The organism is Arcticibacter sp. MXS-1 (assembly GCF_041902385.1).
Taxonomy (GTDB): Bacteria; Bacteroidota; Bacteroidia; order Sphingobacteriales; family Sphingobacteriaceae; genus Arcticibacter.
In genome coordinates, this window is the sequence record NZ_CP169244.1 from 159,252 (window position 1) to 175,334 (window position 16,083).

Genomic DNA, 16,083 nt, shown 5'->3' on the forward strand with positions numbered 1-16,083 from the left:
TGCAATGCCATCGCTAAGTTAAACGATTTAGCAAGAAAATAGTGAGAATATAAATATTATTACAATCGCTAATGCAGTAAAGGGGGAGCCCTATTCCTCTGCAATTAAATAACAAAGAAGGCAGTCAGAAAACAGCCTTCTTTGTTATGTAGAATCTTTAGTTTACGTCCCAGAATATCTTCGTAGTCCGGGTGTCTTTAGCTTTGACAGCCTCATAATTATCGGAGTTGCCATTAACCTCGGAGCTAGGGTATAAAAGTCTGGTCGGAGGAGTAGTATAGCCAGTCTGCTTTCCTTCGGAAGGGAAGGTAAGCGCAGGATAGTTCGTTCTCCGGTATTCGGACCAGGCCTGTACGGACTGAAGCGAACCGAAATGTAACCATTTCTGGGTGATGATCATCTTCAATTTATCTGTAGTGGTACCGCTGAGGGCCACGCCGGGAGCGGCAATGAACGTATTGACAGCGGCGGCCGATGGTGTCGGCTCAATTACTGCAGCGGATGTATTAATAGTATGAAGATAGAAGTAAAACGTGATCGATTGCCTTACCGCAGTCTCGTATGCAACTCGTGCGTCAGCCTCGCTACCCCAGCGAAGATAGGCTTCAGCTTTGATAAAGTTAACTTCCGACGCGGTAATCACGATGCCAGGGAGAGCAGCATTCGTGAGGAAGGTGGTAGAGTCGACCACAGAATAGCGGCCCGTGGCCGCACCCTGCTGTGCCTCAGTAAGGGTGACAGGCATTGCCTTAAATTCGGTGTTATAGATTTTTTTCCCGCCTTCCGTATAAAAATACTTATCAAACAATACAGGGATCCTGGGATCGTTAGTTGGCAGCATGACTTTATTGAGCATGTAATCAGGAGCATAGTAGCCGAGTCCCTCAGTATATGCATTGTTCAACGTAGCGGTATTAGTTGTGAGAGGCCGCAACAAAATGTCAGATGTAGCAGGATTATAAGATCCGTTATTATCACCGTCGACCAGCGGATAGGTTGCGGGGCTAGCCAGCATTTTAAGGATTTCTGTACGTGCTGTATTTTCATCGACATTAGACGTGCGCATCAACAAGCGCAACCGAAGCGAATTGACATACCTTTGCCATTTGCTTACGTTTCCGCTGAGCAGGATGTCATACTTTTTAAACGCATCAGTAGTTGCAGCAGTTGCGAAGAAAGTATTGAGCTTGTCCAAGTCGGCAATAAATCCCTTGTATAAACTGACCTGATCGTCAAATGGCGCATTGACGATGGTACTTGAAGTAGGCAGCGAGCCTGCCTTCGAAAAAGGGATATCGCCCCACATGTCCACCATTTTAGAAGCTTCATCAATCAGCACCACTTTTCCGGCCTGCATGAAGATATCCTGAGCCTGTTTCTCTGCCTCAGGGAGCTCGCCATAGGCTCGCTCCATAGCACGGTAAAGTCCTAAAACCCCTCCCCCGTTGCCTCCCGGCGAATAGAAGTCTGTCCAGTACTCCTGGGTGTAATTAGATGACTCCTTGTAGGACTCCGTGCCATTAGAAAATGTAGCGGTTTGCGCGTAAACTGCCGGCTGGCCGAGCAGGAAAGTACGAACGTTCCAGTAAGATGGACGCACCCGGTCATTGTTTAGCATGGAGGTAAAGAACCCGGGTATACTCGACCGGGTCGTTTGCTCCGGATCATTGTATAGCTCTTCGAGCTTTTTTCGCAGGAACTGAATAAGGTTGCTGTAAACAGCATGACAGCTCCGATAAATATTTTCTTTTTCATGTGATTGATCTGAATACTACTTAAAATCTTGCATTAATTGAAAAACCAAATGTCCTGGACGCCGCTGTAGAACCTAAATCTATCCCTTGTGACCACCATTTATTTCCGACCGCAGCTTCGGGATCAAAATTCTCAAGCGTTTTCCAAACGTAAAAGAGGTTCCTTCCAATTAACGAAACTCTCATCCCCTGAAAGCCTATCTTTGAATATACTTTAGAGGGAAGATTGTAACCAAGGGCTACTTCTCTCACTTTGATAAAGCTGTTATCGAACACTGCGCCCTTATCGTTCCAGGCATTCTTACCCCAGGTAAAGGTAGTAAGATAGTAGTCAGCGGCGTCAAGTACGACTGTGTTAGGGAGACCCGTCTTTTCATTTACCCCTGGTAAAACAACACCGCTATCATAGGTTTGGCCTCTGAAAGTATACGGCACCCCTCCGTGTGCAGCGTCGCGGTATTGAAGAGTGTTCTCAAACATTCCGGCTCCTATCGCATATTTTGTCGGCAGTGAAACCATCTGGCCACCAAAGCGATAGTCCATTAATACGTCTAAAGAAATGCCTTTATAAGTAAATGTATTAGAAAAACCGCCAATTGCTTTTGGCATGATGTTCCCTGCCTTCACATATTCGTTAGTATTTATTATGTAATAACCATCGTCAGAAATTAGATTGTTACCCTCTTTATCTTTCGCGATCGAATATGCGTAAATATTACCAAGTTTCTGGCCGGGCTCGGCAGTTACGAGGACACCCTTCTCGTCTTCACTATAGAAGGTCAGATGAGGTATCCCGGTTGCAAGAGAATACACCTTGGATGTGTTGAACCCGATATTCAACCGTGCGTCCCAACGGAAAGCACCGGCTATAGGGGTGGCGTTAAGCGCAGCTTCAAATCCTTTGCTGCCAATCTTTCCTACGTTTATAATCTGCTTTGTTCCTCCCACCGACGGAGCCGTTTCGTAGCCGAGAATCTGGTTATTAACATGGTTAGTATAATAACTCAAATCCAAACCGAGGCGGTTGTTCCAGAAGCGCGTCTCCAGGCCAAACTCCGTTTCATACTTCTTTTCGGGTTCCAAAAGAAGGTTTCCATAGCTGCTTTTGTAGGTGAGAGCCGGCACTGAGCCGTTCACCGTCTGTAGAGAATTCTGGGTGTAGAGTACGTTCCCTTCGTACATAGGAGGAGCATTACCAACCACGCCGTATGAAGCCCTAATCTTACCGTAAGACAGGAAAGACGGCATAGCAAACGCGTCAGAAAACACGAAGCCGGAATTGACCGACGGATAAAAGTAGCTATGGTAATCAGGTGCGAGAGTAGAGGTGTATTCTTGTCTCGCAGTTCCTTCAAGGAACAGATAGTTCTTGTAAGACAGATTTAAAATACCGAGGTAGGCATACTTCAACATTTCCTTCCTCGTACCGGTCGTCGAGAGAGGCGCATAGCTGTTCGTCAAGCTGAACCAATTTTCTGTAACCAGGCCCTGCTGAGTTGAGGAAGACATGTCCTGGTATTTCTCGCGCCTGCCCTGAACACCGCCACTAAGAGAAAACTCCAGGTCGCTCGCCAATTTATTATTGTAAGTGACCAATGCATCCCCATAAGCAATGCCATAATTTCCGGAAGTCATGGTAAAGCCACCGGTACTACCTCCATTTGCATTAAATATTACCGGCAGATCATTGTACTGCTGATTGGTAGACCGAATCCCGGTAAAATCGCTTCCGGCACGTCCTCTGAACCTCAGATGGTTTGCAATCTCCCAGTTAAGGGTTGCACTGGTAAGCAAACGGTTTTCAGTTTCTTTGTACTGATTGCGTTTTTGCTGCCAGAAGAAGTCAAGCAAGTTAGTCGCTCTGATATTGTAACGGATGTACTCGTCCGAACGCTCCGGGTGATCATACGTGACGTATTTGTAGCCTTTAGATGTCTGATACTTCTCCTTCATCACTGACATATCTTCTGCCCGGCTAAAGAAGCCAGCGTAACTGCCTAATACCTGACCTAAAAGATAAGGGCGGTTTTTAGTGATCGTGTTGATATAAGAGACGACGATGTCTGTACTAACCTTGTCGCTTAACTTTACTGTACTATTGAGGTTAAAGGTGTTTTTTTCGAGCTTATTGCCCGGCTGAGTACCATTGTAATCAAGCCGCGTTGCTGAAAACCGATAGTTGACTTTATCGGTCTGGTTTGACAGGGCCACATTTAGATTGGAGGAAGTCCCTGTTTCATACACCTGCTTGTAATTATCAGGCTGGGGAGAATAAGAGCGGATAGATCCATCCCACCAGGTTACCTGCTGACCCTCCATCTTGGGACCAAACTGTCCATATGCGCGAAAATAGGGTCTCAAACCGCCATTTACGTTCTTATCACCGTCATGATACCAACCTTCTGCATTTCCGGTAGCCGAGTAATTGGTTGCCTTATCATAGCCCGGACCATAAATATTCTGATACTTCGGGAGGAACGCTACATTCTCAACCAGACCAGTATAATTAAAGTCGACGCCCAACCCTCTTTCTTTGGATCCCTTCTTGGTAGTGATAACAATTACACCGCTGCCTGCATCTGAACCGTAAAGAGCCGTTGCACTCGCACCTTTTAATACAGTCAGACTTTCTATATCGTTTGGATTGATATCCAGAATCCCGTTTCCTCTGATGCGCTGGTCGCCCCAGTAATTGTTGTTATTAGCACCAGCAGCACCGTTCTGATTATCGTTCCTGATCATCACACCATCGACAACATAAAGTGGTTGCTGATCGTAATTCAGCGAGTTGACACCTCTTATCTGAACACTAACAGCACTGCTCGCTCCACCGGGAGCGCTTTGAATCTTCACACCGGCAGCCTTACCGTACATTGCCGAAGCAAAGTTTGTGCTCCCTGCCTGGGTAAGCTCTTTTGCCGAAACCGTACTAACCGCATATCCAAGCGCCTTCGACTGCCGCTTAATACCCAATGACGTCACCACCACCTCCTTCAAAGCAGCCGCATCCTCCTGAAGCACAATATTTAATGTCGTTTGACTTCCAACTGCTACTTCCCTTCTCTGGAAACCAACGAAAGAGAAAACCAAAACATCATTGGGATTAGCCGAAATAGTGAACGCACCCTGAGCGTTGGTAGAAGTACCCTTGGTCGTACCCTTAATCAGAACGCTAACACCAGGCAGGGGCTGACCTTTAGAATCTTTTACCGTTCCCTTTATGACTGCCCGGGCGGCAGCCGCTTCAACAATGACCTTGTCGTTGACGACCGCAAACTGTAGTCCTGTTTGATCGGTGATCTCGTCGAGGACGTTGTTTACAGAGGCGTCTTTCAGACTTAACGACACCTTATTTCTATTACTGACGACCGATCGATCATAATGGATCTTCATTTTGGTCTTCGTTCCTATCGATGCCAGCACATTCTCTACAGGAGAATCTGTTACGTCCATGCTGACCTTCATCGAATCTGCCCCCTTAACAGACGGGTCTTTTGCAGAAGCAGAATCTGTGTAGGTCCAAAGTGAAAGCATCAGCATCACTTTAGCTCCACATCGCTTTGTGAGTAAATTGATTTTCATACACATAAATTTTAGTTGAATTGAATGGAATCTTTTGTTAGCATTTGGTAATTCACCCCCTCTGTCAGGCAGATAGTTTCTAGTATTTCTGTTAAAGTCTCTTCTTTAAATGTCCCCGTATACCTCCAGTCTTTAGACCTGCTTTTGTTTATTATTACTACATCGAACCGATTTTCAATCGCAGTGATCACTTCGTCTGCCGAGGCGTTATCAAAAGAAAGGTATCCCTTGCTCCATCCCGCCACTGCTATTTCATCCCGAAAAACTTTGTTTGTTACTTTGCCGGTAACCACATCCGCTACGAGCTGGTCATGGGGCAGCAAGATCCGCGGCTTTTGAGATTTGCCTTCCTTCAGATCCACTACTCTCACCTTCCCCCGGAGCAGCGCTACAGATACTCTGTGTTCGCGGGCATAAGCCCTTACATTAAAAGCCGTTCCGAGCGCCGTGGTTGTAAAACGGGGCGTGTACACGGTGAACGGCCTTTCTTTATCATGAGCTACAGAGAAGTAGGCTTCCCCCTCATCAAGGTGCACTGGCCTCGATGTCGTTGTAAATAAAGCGGGATAACGAAGACTGCTCGATGCATTTAATACAACCCGACTTCCATCAGGCAATCTTAGTGTGTACCTCATCGCTCGCGGTGTCTTTACGCTTACCCAGCCATTCTTTCGTTCTACCTGTACGACTTTTACACCGTTGTCATTTATCGGACGCGATTTGAAAACAAAGAACGCGACTGATGCACCGAAAAGCAGAAATATCGCAGCTATAGGCCAAAAAGGCTTGAACTTCCGCCCGCCGCCACCAATCCTTGCATCAATTTGAGCCTTCACCTCGGCCAGTCTCTTATCTATCTCTCCCGGCGGCAAAGGAATATCATCATCTTGTTCTTCGTTAAGCCATGCGTTTATAAGCGACAGCTCTTCTTCAGAACAAGTTCCTTCCTGGTATTTCCGCAACAGTTGCTTAATCCGATTAGTATCCAACGCCTTAACTTTAAGAGGAAGTCGCTCAAATACAATCGAGGTACTATACTTTTTATATTTTTTTTGATACGATCAATCTCCGCCCAGCTTCTGCAAAAGCGCAATGATCAGAGGAACGCTTATCAGAGATATCCTCGCATTCTAACTCCTGAGAATATGAAGAGCTTTGGTTAATTGATTCTTCACGGTTTGCGGGGAGATCGACAGCCTCTCAGCTATATGATTTACCGACAAGTGCTCAAACCTGCTTAACATGAAGATCTCTTTCATCCGACATGGAAACGCCTCTATCTTTTGCATGGCTACACCCAATCTCTTTTTGTCATCCAGCTTGGTTTCTGCAGGCAAAGAAAACTGCTTATCGTACGCCAGCTCATTCAAATACTTCTGATACTTGTCATTTTTCCGGTATTGATCGATCAGCTTATACTTCACAGATTGATATAAGTACGACTTAAGGGAAGTATCAATTTCAAGGGTCTCTCTTTTCTCCCAGAGTGACACGAAAACGTCTTGCAGAATATCGCTGCACACAGTTTCATCATCCAGCCGGTTGTACAAGTAGATGTACAACATTTTGCTGTAGGCGGCATAGATTTGATCGAAGGCTGATGCGCTTCCGGCCTTTAGAGCAACCAGCAAAGACTCTTCGTTTACTAATTTCATAAACCGTTAAATGAGGATGTACCTAAACCAAAACCTGCTTTATTTGAAACTCGCAGCTATCTACTACCAGATTGGCAGCTCCTGCCAACTCTGCTTCATGACATAATTCGGAAACTACTATCGTGGTCTGCTCGGCGATCTTGTGGATGCAAAACTGATTGATCGCCTGCTGAATCCCCGGCATGAACATCTTTCCCGCAACTGCTCCCCTTCCGCTCAGAACTATCCGCTCGGGGTTCATAATGTGTATTAAGGTGGAAATCCCTTTCCCTAGCAGAAAAGAGGACTCAGCGAGAATGGAAAGTGCCAGGGGATCACCTTTACGTGCAGCATCAAGAAAATGGTCTCCTGCCAGTTTGCTTTCATCGTCGAAAGAGCGTTCCAGCACCGACTCAGCTCCATCCCGAAGGGCCGCTTTCGCTTTCTCCACCATCGCAAGCAGAGACGTTTCCACTTCCAGGCAGCCTCGCTTTCCGCAGGAGCAAAGGTTATTGCTTTGCGACAGGGGAATGTGGCTGAACTCTCCTGCGTAGCCACTGTACCCCTTAAACAGTTGGCCGTTGATAATCATTCCGAGCCCTGTTCCCCAGCCAATGTTTACCACCAGAAGCTCTTTGCTTCCAGCACCTGCCCCAAATTTTAGCTCTGCAAGCGCAATCAGACTGGAGTCGTTTTCTATAAACACCGGAAGCGATACGTTCTCACTGAGGTATTCCCGCAGCGTTACCCGCTCCGTGTAGAAAAAAGACTCGTTAATACCCTTTTCTGAATTCACAAATCCTGGCATGCCGATGCCCACTCCAAGAATCTGCTCGCGGGCGAGGCCGCATGCCTGAACATGGTGATTAATAAATGCAATCAGCTCAGTGAGCCCCTCATTATCTTCAAAAGGATTAAGCCGCAACTCCTGAGTTGGGTAAACGCACTCCTTGTGAAGATTATAAATGGCCAGTCGCGTCATCAGTTGATCCATGGCGACGGCCACAATGTATCGGGGGTTCTCGCGGTTAAAAAGAAATGTAGCGGGCCTTCTTCCTCCTGTAGAAGGAGCCAGACCATGTTCTACCAGGAAACCTTCTGAGATAAGCTCGCTTACTGCGCCCGTCACAACGGGCAGACTTTTGTTGGTTAGTTTGCTGAGGTCCGTCAAAGACACGCAATCCTTGTAATATACATTTCGCAGTATATCTCCTTTTAATTGCTGATTCTTCAAGTAGTTGCTCATATAATTAAAGTAAACTTAACTCTAATTTTACGAACTGTCAACTACTTTTTAATTTTTTATAAAAGTATTTTTGACTTTTATAAGTAATAAAGAAGACTAATCGGTCAAATATTTCATCCTTTGACAGGTTCTTTTAAAATTTTCACAAGCGATTGAACCTTTTCAATAGATGTCTGATATATATCTGTCTGAACTTTTGAATTATTCTTAACAAAATCAGCCAAAAGACGAACTTTCGCTGTAGAATGAACCTCTGCCACACAAGTTTTTTTTAACAGAGGGGCCAGGTTAAGATCTGTAACACCGGAGCCTGCCATGATGCGAATACGTTTTCGCGATTTATTTATCAGCTGAGCTATCACCTCTGCCCCTTCAAGTGCTGTGGGCTGCCCCCCGAAGTCAGCACCCGTTCACATCCAAGATCAATAATATCTTCCAGTGCAGCAAATAGATCGCTGCAACAATCAAAAGCCCGGTGAAAAGTAACCTGCATGGGTCTGGCCAAAGCGATCAGTTCGGCGCACCTGCTCTTATCAATAGTTCCGTCACGGTGAAGCACTCCCAGTACCACTCCTTCACAATTTAGGCTTTTGGCCATCTCAATGTCGGCTTTCATCACTTCAAACTCAGCATCGGAATAGACAAAATCACCCCCACGCGGACGAATAATCGGGAAAACGGGAATGGTTAAATGCCTTTTGCAGGTTTTAATCATTCCATAAGAAGGAGTAGTGCCTCCCTCTTCCATGTTATCACATAATTCAATGCGATCAGCTCCTCCCTTTTGGGCAGCGAGAGCCGATTCGATTGAATTTGCACATATTTCCAGTGTATATTTCATAATTGGCTATTGGCTAATGGCTGTCAGCTCCTGGCTATCAGTAATTTGCTTTCAGCAATCAGCTTAATTCCTTTTAAAGGCTACTCCTTCGAATTCGTCTCTCACTACTCATGTCTCACGCCTCACTACTCATCTCTCACTACTCGTATCTCACAATCCTAATAATAACTTTTCCCTTTCACAACAAGCCTCTGATCTGCGTCGTTACATACTGCATAACTAAAGCCCTGCTGAATAGCGTAGGCACCGTACTCGCCCTTCTTGTTCAAGGCTAAAAAGCCGACCTGAATTTCCTTTGCAGTTTCGGGTTTCTTCTTGACGATTCTCATCACAACCTCCTTACAGGCATCTTCCGGACTGTAGCCCTGACGCATCAGCTCTACTACCAGAAAGCTCCCCACATTACGGATCACTTCTTCACCCACCCCGGTAGAAGTAGCCCCTCCAACCTCGTTATCAATGTAAAGACCTGCCCCTATGATGGGAGAGTCTCCCACCCGCCCGTGCAGCTTAAAGGCCATACCACTGGTAGTGCAGGCTCCCGACAAGTTTCCTTTGCCATCCATAGCAAGCATTCCTATCGTATCGTGGTTATACTGATTGCCCGGAAGCTTCTTCGGTGCAAACGACTTGTTTTCAATATTAATTACCGGCTTATATTGCGAAGTCTTCAACCACTCTTTCCAGGCTTTCTCAGACGCAGGCGTCAACAGGTTCTCCTTCTTAAATCCCTGCTCAAGAGCAAACTGAAGCGCACCCTCGCCTACCAGCATCACATGAGGAGTCCTCTCCATTACACGGCGCGCAACCGATATCGGATGGACGATGTGTTCCAGTGCCGCAACGCTGCCACAGTTCCCGTTTTCGTCCATAATACAGGCATCAAGAGTGACCTTACCGTCTCTGTCGGGAAAACCTCCCAAGCCGATTGTTTGATTCGTCGGATCAGCCTCTGGCACCCAGACGCCCTGCTCCACTGCATCTAACGCACGTCCGCCTGCCTTTAATACTTTCCATGCTGCAGCATTCGCTTCAACACCGAAATCCCATGTCGATATTACTATAGGCCCACCGGGCACCATCCGTCCTGACCGGGAAACCCCTGACAGATCAAAGCCCGATAAAAGCGGGAGCCCTAGCACTGACATCCCTAAAAATCTTCGCCGGTCGTACTTCATGACTTAATAACTCTGCCTTTAACAATTATGACTTAATAACTCTGCCTTTAACAATTACGAGTTCTGATGAAAATATCAGATCCCGATCCTTTCTTTCTTGAATGGTCCTTTCAATAACCTGCCGTAGTCGTTGCACCTTGCCCTTATAGATCTCCCTTCCCAAATACCTTACAGTCACAGGCTTATCCAGATCCATCATCTTATCATTCAGACGTATTATAAGTGTGTCGCTGTAATTCTTTTCAACGTTCAGTACGTTTCCGGTTCTTGAGACCACCACTTCCCCCCTGTTTTTGCACTTTCCGCCGGCACTGCCAGCCAGTAAAAGCTATAGTGATTTACATCATCCTGTTTCCAGACCACCCTGTCGGGCAAAGGATTTCTTCTGAAAGACGCCATCCAGGGCACAGCTACAGAATCTTCCCGATTCATCCAGTGACCGCGGCCCTCGTGTAACTGTACCACATGCTGATATCCTTGCGGATCCGCCTTTCTTAAGCTGTCCAGTACAAGTCCCCATTTGCGGGCAATCTCATTCCTGTTGTAAGCCGAGTCAAGCGCTCCCATATGGATAGCGAACCCGATGTTCCTCAGATTCAGAGGAGAAGCTTCATTCGGATGCCCGGCCATCATAGCAGCAGCAGCCCAGCGATCTGCCATTCTCGGCGCAAGCTGATACACGCCATCTCCTCCTGCAGAATATCCCATTAGGTACACTTTATTAGGATTCACTCCCTCAAGTGCAACAGCAGCTTCTATCAATCGGTCAAATAAGGTATCGATGTGGGCTTCATGCCAAAGGTTCCACGTATTGGTGGGCGCACGCGGAGCGACATACACCCCCTCCTTCGGACTGTACAGCCTGATCTGATTGTTCCACTGCTGGTCATTCAGCTCCTTGGTAGCGTTCCCGCCTCCATGCATTGATATATACAGACTCCGGCCATCGACAGGCTTCCCGCCCGACACCTTAGCCTTAAGCCTCAGCACTTTAGAACCTGTCCGTATCTCTTTTGCATCCCACTCGTTTTTTAGTCCAGCAGACAAATCCCTGAGACATGCCTGCCATAAGCGCTGACTCTCTGCCTCTGCCTCCTTTTTCGTCAGCCGCCCGCTTCCATTCTCTGAACGCCCATTGTTCGCCCCGTCCTTTGCAAACGCAAGACACGAACAGCCGGCAACAAGTAAAACAAACAATAAATTTCTCATCTAATTACTCTTCCCAAAACTCATCATCCGATTAATTAACAAAGACGGCGTCTGAACCGATCTTCCATTCGTTGTCGTAGAAGCCGGCAGCTTTAACGCCTTTTCCGCCCGAAATAAGCATATCCAGGCTGAAGATCATAAAATCAGGAAAGCCGCTTGCGCCTGCGAAATACTGGTTTGCTTCTGCGGCCCTCATTCCCTTCATACCGCTGCCGGCAACGACAGCAACCGAATTTCCGGCACTTTTTTTCATTGGCCAGATAAAGTACGCTCCGAGATCATCGCCTTTCCATTCCCGGTCGCCTGCCTTCACACGGTTCTTGTACACCTGAATAGGACAATTGATTAGCAGTCGGGTGTAAGCACTGTTTGTGGACGCGTTTCCGTAAATAATCACATTGCGTCCCTCATAACGTCCTTCCGAATAGTCCTTATCTGCAATAACGTCTACTGCTCCATTCCCACGGTAGTACCAGGCCTCCGCGTCGTACTTTGCCTTCGCCAGACTCCACTCATTTTCCTCTGCGGTCCCCTGGGTTCCGTAAACAAAGACCATTCGCTTATTAAAAGGCTCCTTAAAGGATCCATAACGGTGCGGCCCCTTCTGATTAAGTGAAGGCATTGACGAAATCACCCATGCTCGCCCTGACTTAACCAGAACCAGGCTGTCCGCTGCTCCCTTTGTAGTATAAGTAATAGCATTAAGGGAGTCCAGCAGAACCGTCACTTTTTTCCCCGCACCAAAATCCTTCAGGCCAAATTTTATTGTCTTAATATTGCTTGTTGTACCGCTGATCACACCTCCGGCTCTGTCTCTTTTCAATATCATCCTGCTGTATTCATAAGGACGCTCTTGCTGTATAACAGAAGCCCAACGGTAAGCAGATGAAATACCTGGACTAGACGTTTTAAAGTCGATAACATTCACAGCCGTATCGGCGAGGCGCTTATGCCACTTAAAGAAGTCAAACAAAGGCTTCCAGTCCACACTTTCGCTTCCGTACCAGTGGCTACCGCCGGGGTACTCGTAATAGCTAAAATCAGGATGAAAATCAGCGAGAAGCTTCTTCATCTGCCTTGCATAATCCACGGACACTACAGGATCGGCATCGCCGTGATTGATGTACACACCAAAAGGCTTGTAATTTGTAGCTAAAGCAGGGACATCACTTTGATTACTCGCTCTCAACAGCATTTTCTCTGCAGCTGAAGCACCCGTCTCAGGAATAAGACCATCAGCGGAACCGTAGCCCTTTAAAGTAGGATAACCAGCACAGGGCGCAATCGAAGCCCAGTTACCCGCATAAGTGGCTCCAAGGAACCAGGTGCCGTGCCCTCCCATTGAATGGCCGGTCAGATAAATATGATCGGGGTCAGGACTGAACTTTTCCTTTGCAATACCGAGGACCTCCAGTGCGTCAAGTCTGCCCCAGTCTTCCCAGTTAAAGCCGCGGGGACGACGATTAGTAGGAGCTACAAGCGTCCCCCAATCTTTCGCTTCATAGGCTTTAGCCTGTCCTATCGCTTCCACACCAGCTCCGTGAACAGAAAAGAAAAGAGATGCCCCCTTAACGGGCCCTCCCACCTGAGGTGTCACGGCAAAATACTGAAGACTGCCATCTATCTCGCTCACGAACGTGTTCATGTATTTATCAGTACTGTTCACGCACGCCAGTTCGAGTTTACCGCTATCAACAGACGCGCCTTTAAGCATAAGATCAAGCTCGCAATTTACCTTTCCGGAGTCTGTCACCCCTGAGGCATCGAAAGAAAACATCACCTTTCGGGTCGATAGCGCAGGCACAGCTGGCAGCTTGGTCGAAACTTCTTTGCCTGCAATGGTACTGCGCAGTACCAGATCCTTCAGATCTTCATTCCCGGCATTGATCACAACAACAGCAGCTTTAAGGTTACTGTTGTCAGCCCCTGCGATGATATTCGGAACGGTAGGATCTTCTGTACTAAGAGCAACAGGCTTTTCTGGGAATATCAGCCGTGCTGAAGAATATTGCCCTCTCACATAAAACTCGTTCAAACCCTGCTTCAGCTGTACGGGAATATACATCCAGCCAGACTCATAGGGGTCCCCAAAATGAAGCCGGCCGTTCACATACACAGCGTTATTACCCTGGATGTTCAGCAGGGCAGTCCTTGCCTCCGCAGATGAATACGACAAATACAGGTATCCGGAACCCCAGTAGCCACCGCCGCCAAACTTGCCTGACGAATCCGTCGTCGCCTTCTCCCACTTCAGATCGCCCCCTTTAAGATCCTTCCCAAAGACAGCACCTGCAGTTGGAGTCCGCAGAGTCCCGTTATACATCTGCCACGCAAGGGGATCGCTATATAGCGCCTCTCTTCCGTAACGATGAACCTTACTTAAGATCAACCCCTCTTTAAACTGATAAACAGACTGCGCATTGGCAGTCGTCAGACCAAAGAACCCGAGCAGCGCGAGTAAGCGGCTGCCCTTTTGAAATAACACATTCATATCTTTTTATAGAAAGCAATTAGCTGTTGGCGATTGGCAGTTGGCAGTTAGCTGTTGGCAGTTAGCTATTGGCGATTAGCAGTTAGCGGTTGGCAATTAGCTTTCTCCTTCTTTCACATATTACTTACGACCTACCACTTACTACTTAAAACTTAATACTTAAAACTTAATACCTACTACTTACTACTTACTACTTACTACTTACTACTTAATACCTACTACTTACTACTTAATACCTACAACTTACCACTTACTACTTACTACTTAAAACTTAAAACTTCCTACCCACAACACATTCTTACATCTCCTTCACTACAGGCCCGTAGTGTACTTTCCACAGGTCGTAGCGCCTGATCTGCTCACGGAGACGAGGCTCAAAGTCAGCCCAGTCCCTGGAATTCTTCGGACTCCAAAGCACCTCACTGAGCGCGCTCATTCTGGGGAATATCTGATATTCCACCTTCAGCGGATTCTTCATATACTCGGTCCACACATTAGCCTGCGCGCCAAGTACATATTTAGCCTCAGAAGCAGAAAGTTCTTTTGGAACGGGCTCGTACGAGTACACCTTTCTCACGGTAGTATAACCGCCGATAGTCAGGGAATCATCAGGCTTTACCTGCGAGTGATCAAAGTACACATGGCTTCCCGGCGTCATAATCACCTTATGCCGTTGCTTTGCGGCTGCAATACCACCAGCCTCTCCTCTCCAGCTCATCACGATTGCATTCGGCGCCAGTCCTCCTTCAAGTATCTCATCCCATCCAATAATGGTACGCCCTTTCTTATTGATATACTTCTCCATCCGCTGGATGAAATAACTTTGAAGCTCGTGCTCGTCTTTAAGTCCCTTTTCTTTGATCAGCTGCTGACAGAATGCAGAACGCTTCCAGTTTTCCTTCGGCGATTCATCTCCACCTATGTGAATATACTTAGAAGGAAAGAGTGTTACCACCTCATCAATTACATCTTGCAGGAAGGCAAAGGTCTTCTCGGTAGGAGCAAATACATCTTCAAAAACGCCCCAGGTCTGCTGCACCTGCTTGCCCGTCGTATCTCCTGCCCACACCGTCTTTTCAGGAAACTTAGTTGACTCCTGAGGGAAGCAGCTAAGTTCAGGATACGCGGCAATAGCAGCAGAAGAATGTCCCGGCATTTCAATCTCCGGAACCACAGTAATATAACGCTTAGCAGCATAGTTCACCACATCCTTCACCTCTTCCTGCGTATAGAAGCCGCCGTAGCGCTTATTATCATTACCCGTTCCGGGGAAGTGACCGATGATTGTGCCAGTGCGATAGCCCCCTACCTGTGTCAGTTTGGGATACTTCTTAATTTCAATCCGCCAGCCCTGATCTTCTGTCAGATGCCAGTGGAAGTAATTCATCTTGTGAAGAGCCAGGTAGTCGATGTACTTTTTCAGGAACGAAACCGGAAAGAAATGCCGGCCCACGTCAAGGTGCATTCCCCGGTAAGCAAAGCGCGGAGCATCAGTCACTGTTACGAACGGAACCTTCAAAGAAGCAGACTTAACAGGAGGCAGCAGTTGAATAAGGCTTTGAACGCCATAAAACACCCCTACTGCGTCCCTACCCTGTATGGAGACGCCCTGCTTGCCAACACTTAAAGTGTAAGCCCCCTCAGTCCTATCCCCGCTGCTATTAAGGGAAAGCCGGACTACCGACGCACCCCTGGTCTCGCCGCTTTTGAGCATAAAGCCGTAGTACTGGACCAGATAATCATTTAAAAAATCGGCAGAGTTCTGCAGTCGTGTGTCCGTCACAACAATCCGGGAAGCAGCGCTTAAATCCAGACTTTGTCCTGCGTCCGCCATCACCATCTTAACCGGCTTGGGGATGATATTTACCTGCGCAAACACCTGGCAGACGAACATCAGTAAGATCAATAAAAACGTCGTTCTTTTCATAATCATTAGCTATATATGTGAGCTTTTGGCAGTTGGCGACTAGCTGTTAGCTGTTAGCTGTCGGCTGTTAGCTTTGGCGGTTGGCTTTTAGCTATTAGCAGTCTGCTGTCAGCAGTCGGCTGTTAGCTTTGGCAGTTGGCTTTTAGCAGTTAGCGTTTAGCAGTCGCATTTTGCCTCAGCCGCTTACTTTAACCTTCATTGCCGACAGCCACTTCCACCTC

At 47.1% G+C, this 16,083-nt stretch carries 10 protein-coding genes and 1 pseudogene; all 11 read right to left on the minus strand.

Features of this window, described 5'->3' with window-relative positions:
- Positions 1–157 precede the first annotated feature (157 nt).
- On the minus strand, positions 158–1,618 hold the full coding sequence (locus ACES2C_RS00590; RefSeq protein ID WP_374165095.1) for a SusD/RagB family nutrient-binding outer membrane lipoprotein: 1,461 nt from the start codon (positions 1,616–1,618) through the stop codon (positions 158–160).
- Positions 1,619–1,775: 157 nt separating this feature from the next.
- Positions 1,776–5,336 carry a SusC/RagA family TonB-linked outer membrane protein gene (locus ACES2C_RS00595; RefSeq protein ID WP_374165096.1) on the minus strand — a complete coding sequence of 1,187 codons (3,561 nt, stop codon included), beginning with the start codon at positions 5,334–5,336 and terminating at the stop codon, positions 1,776–1,778.
- Positions 5,337–5,347: 11 nt separating this feature from the next.
- A complete protein-coding gene (locus tag ACES2C_RS00600) occupies positions 5,348–6,325 on the minus strand; it encodes a FecR family protein (protein ID WP_374165097.1) in 978 nt (325 codons plus the stop codon).
- A 141-nt stretch (positions 6,326–6,466) separates the two neighbouring features.
- Positions 6,467–6,991: an RNA polymerase sigma factor gene (locus ACES2C_RS00605; RefSeq protein WP_374165098.1), complete on the minus strand. Its 525-nt coding sequence runs from the start codon at positions 6,989–6,991 to the stop codon at positions 6,467–6,469.
- Between the two features lie 22 nt (positions 6,992–7,013).
- Positions 7,014–8,216, minus strand: a complete 1,203-nt coding sequence (locus tag ACES2C_RS00610) for an ROK family protein (RefSeq protein ID WP_374165099.1) — start codon at positions 8,214–8,216, stop codon at positions 7,014–7,016.
- Between the two features lie 113 nt (positions 8,217–8,329).
- Positions 8,330–9,057, minus strand: a pseudogene (locus tag ACES2C_RS00615) (copper homeostasis protein CutC).
- 158 nt (positions 9,058–9,215) lie between these two features.
- Complete coding sequence (locus tag ACES2C_RS00620) at positions 9,216–10,205, minus strand: N(4)-(beta-N-acetylglucosaminyl)-L-asparaginase (RefSeq protein WP_374165100.1); 990 nt, start codon at positions 10,203–10,205, stop codon at positions 9,216–9,218.
- A 55-nt stretch (positions 10,206–10,260) separates the two neighbouring features.
- Positions 10,261–10,515: a hypothetical protein gene (locus ACES2C_RS00625; RefSeq protein ID WP_374165101.1), complete on the minus strand. Its 255-nt coding sequence runs from the start codon at positions 10,513–10,515 to the stop codon at positions 10,261–10,263.
- Positions 10,485–11,444: a hypothetical protein gene (locus tag ACES2C_RS00630; RefSeq protein WP_374165102.1), complete on the minus strand. Its 960-nt coding sequence runs from the start codon at positions 11,442–11,444 to the stop codon at positions 10,485–10,487. Before ACES2C_RS00630 ends, ACES2C_RS00625 begins: the two co-directional genes overlap by 31 nt.
- A gap of 31 nt (positions 11,445–11,475) precedes the next feature.
- The gene (locus ACES2C_RS00635) at positions 11,476–13,935 is read right to left on the minus strand and encodes an alpha/beta hydrolase (protein WP_374165103.1); all 2,460 of its coding nucleotides are present in this window, start codon (positions 13,933–13,935) and stop codon (positions 11,476–11,478) included.
- Positions 13,936–14,233: 298 nt separating this feature from the next.
- The gene (locus ACES2C_RS00640) at positions 14,234–15,862 is read right to left on the minus strand and encodes a beta-N-acetylhexosaminidase (RefSeq protein WP_374165104.1); all 1,629 of its coding nucleotides are present in this window, start codon (positions 15,860–15,862) and stop codon (positions 14,234–14,236) included.
- Positions 15,863–16,083: the final 221 nt, after the last annotated feature.

Bases quoted from the DNA above. Each gene is read 5' to 3' on its own strand.
- ACES2C_RS00640 (WP_374165104.1), bottom strand. From the start codon at position 15,862: ATGAAAAGAACGACGTTTTTATTGATCTTACTGATGTTCGTCTGCCAG.
- ACES2C_RS00620 (WP_374165100.1), bottom strand. From the start codon at position 10,205: ATGTCAGTGCTAGGGCTCCCGCTTTTATCGGGCTTTGATCTGTCAGGG.
- ACES2C_RS00605 (WP_374165098.1), bottom strand. From the start codon at position 6,991: ATGAAATTAGTAAACGAAGAGTCTTTGCTGGTTGCTCTAAAGGCCGGA.
- ACES2C_RS00635 (WP_374165103.1), bottom strand. From the start codon at position 13,935: ATGAATGTGTTATTTCAAAAGGGCAGCCGCTTACTCGCGCTGCTCGGG.
- ACES2C_RS00595 (WP_374165096.1), bottom strand. From the start codon at position 5,336: ATGAAAATCAATTTACTCACAAAGCGATGTGGAGCTAAAGTGATGCTG.
- ACES2C_RS00630 (WP_374165102.1), bottom strand. From the start codon at position 11,444: ATGAGAAATTTATTGTTTGTTTTACTTGTTGCCGGCTGTTCGTGTCTT.
- ACES2C_RS00590 (WP_374165095.1), bottom strand. From the start codon at position 1,618: ATGCTAAACAATGACCGGGTGCGTCCATCTTACTGGAACGTTCGTACT.
- ACES2C_RS00610 (WP_374165099.1), bottom strand. From the start codon at position 8,216: ATGAGCAACTACTTGAAGAATCAGCAATTAAAAGGAGATATACTGCGA.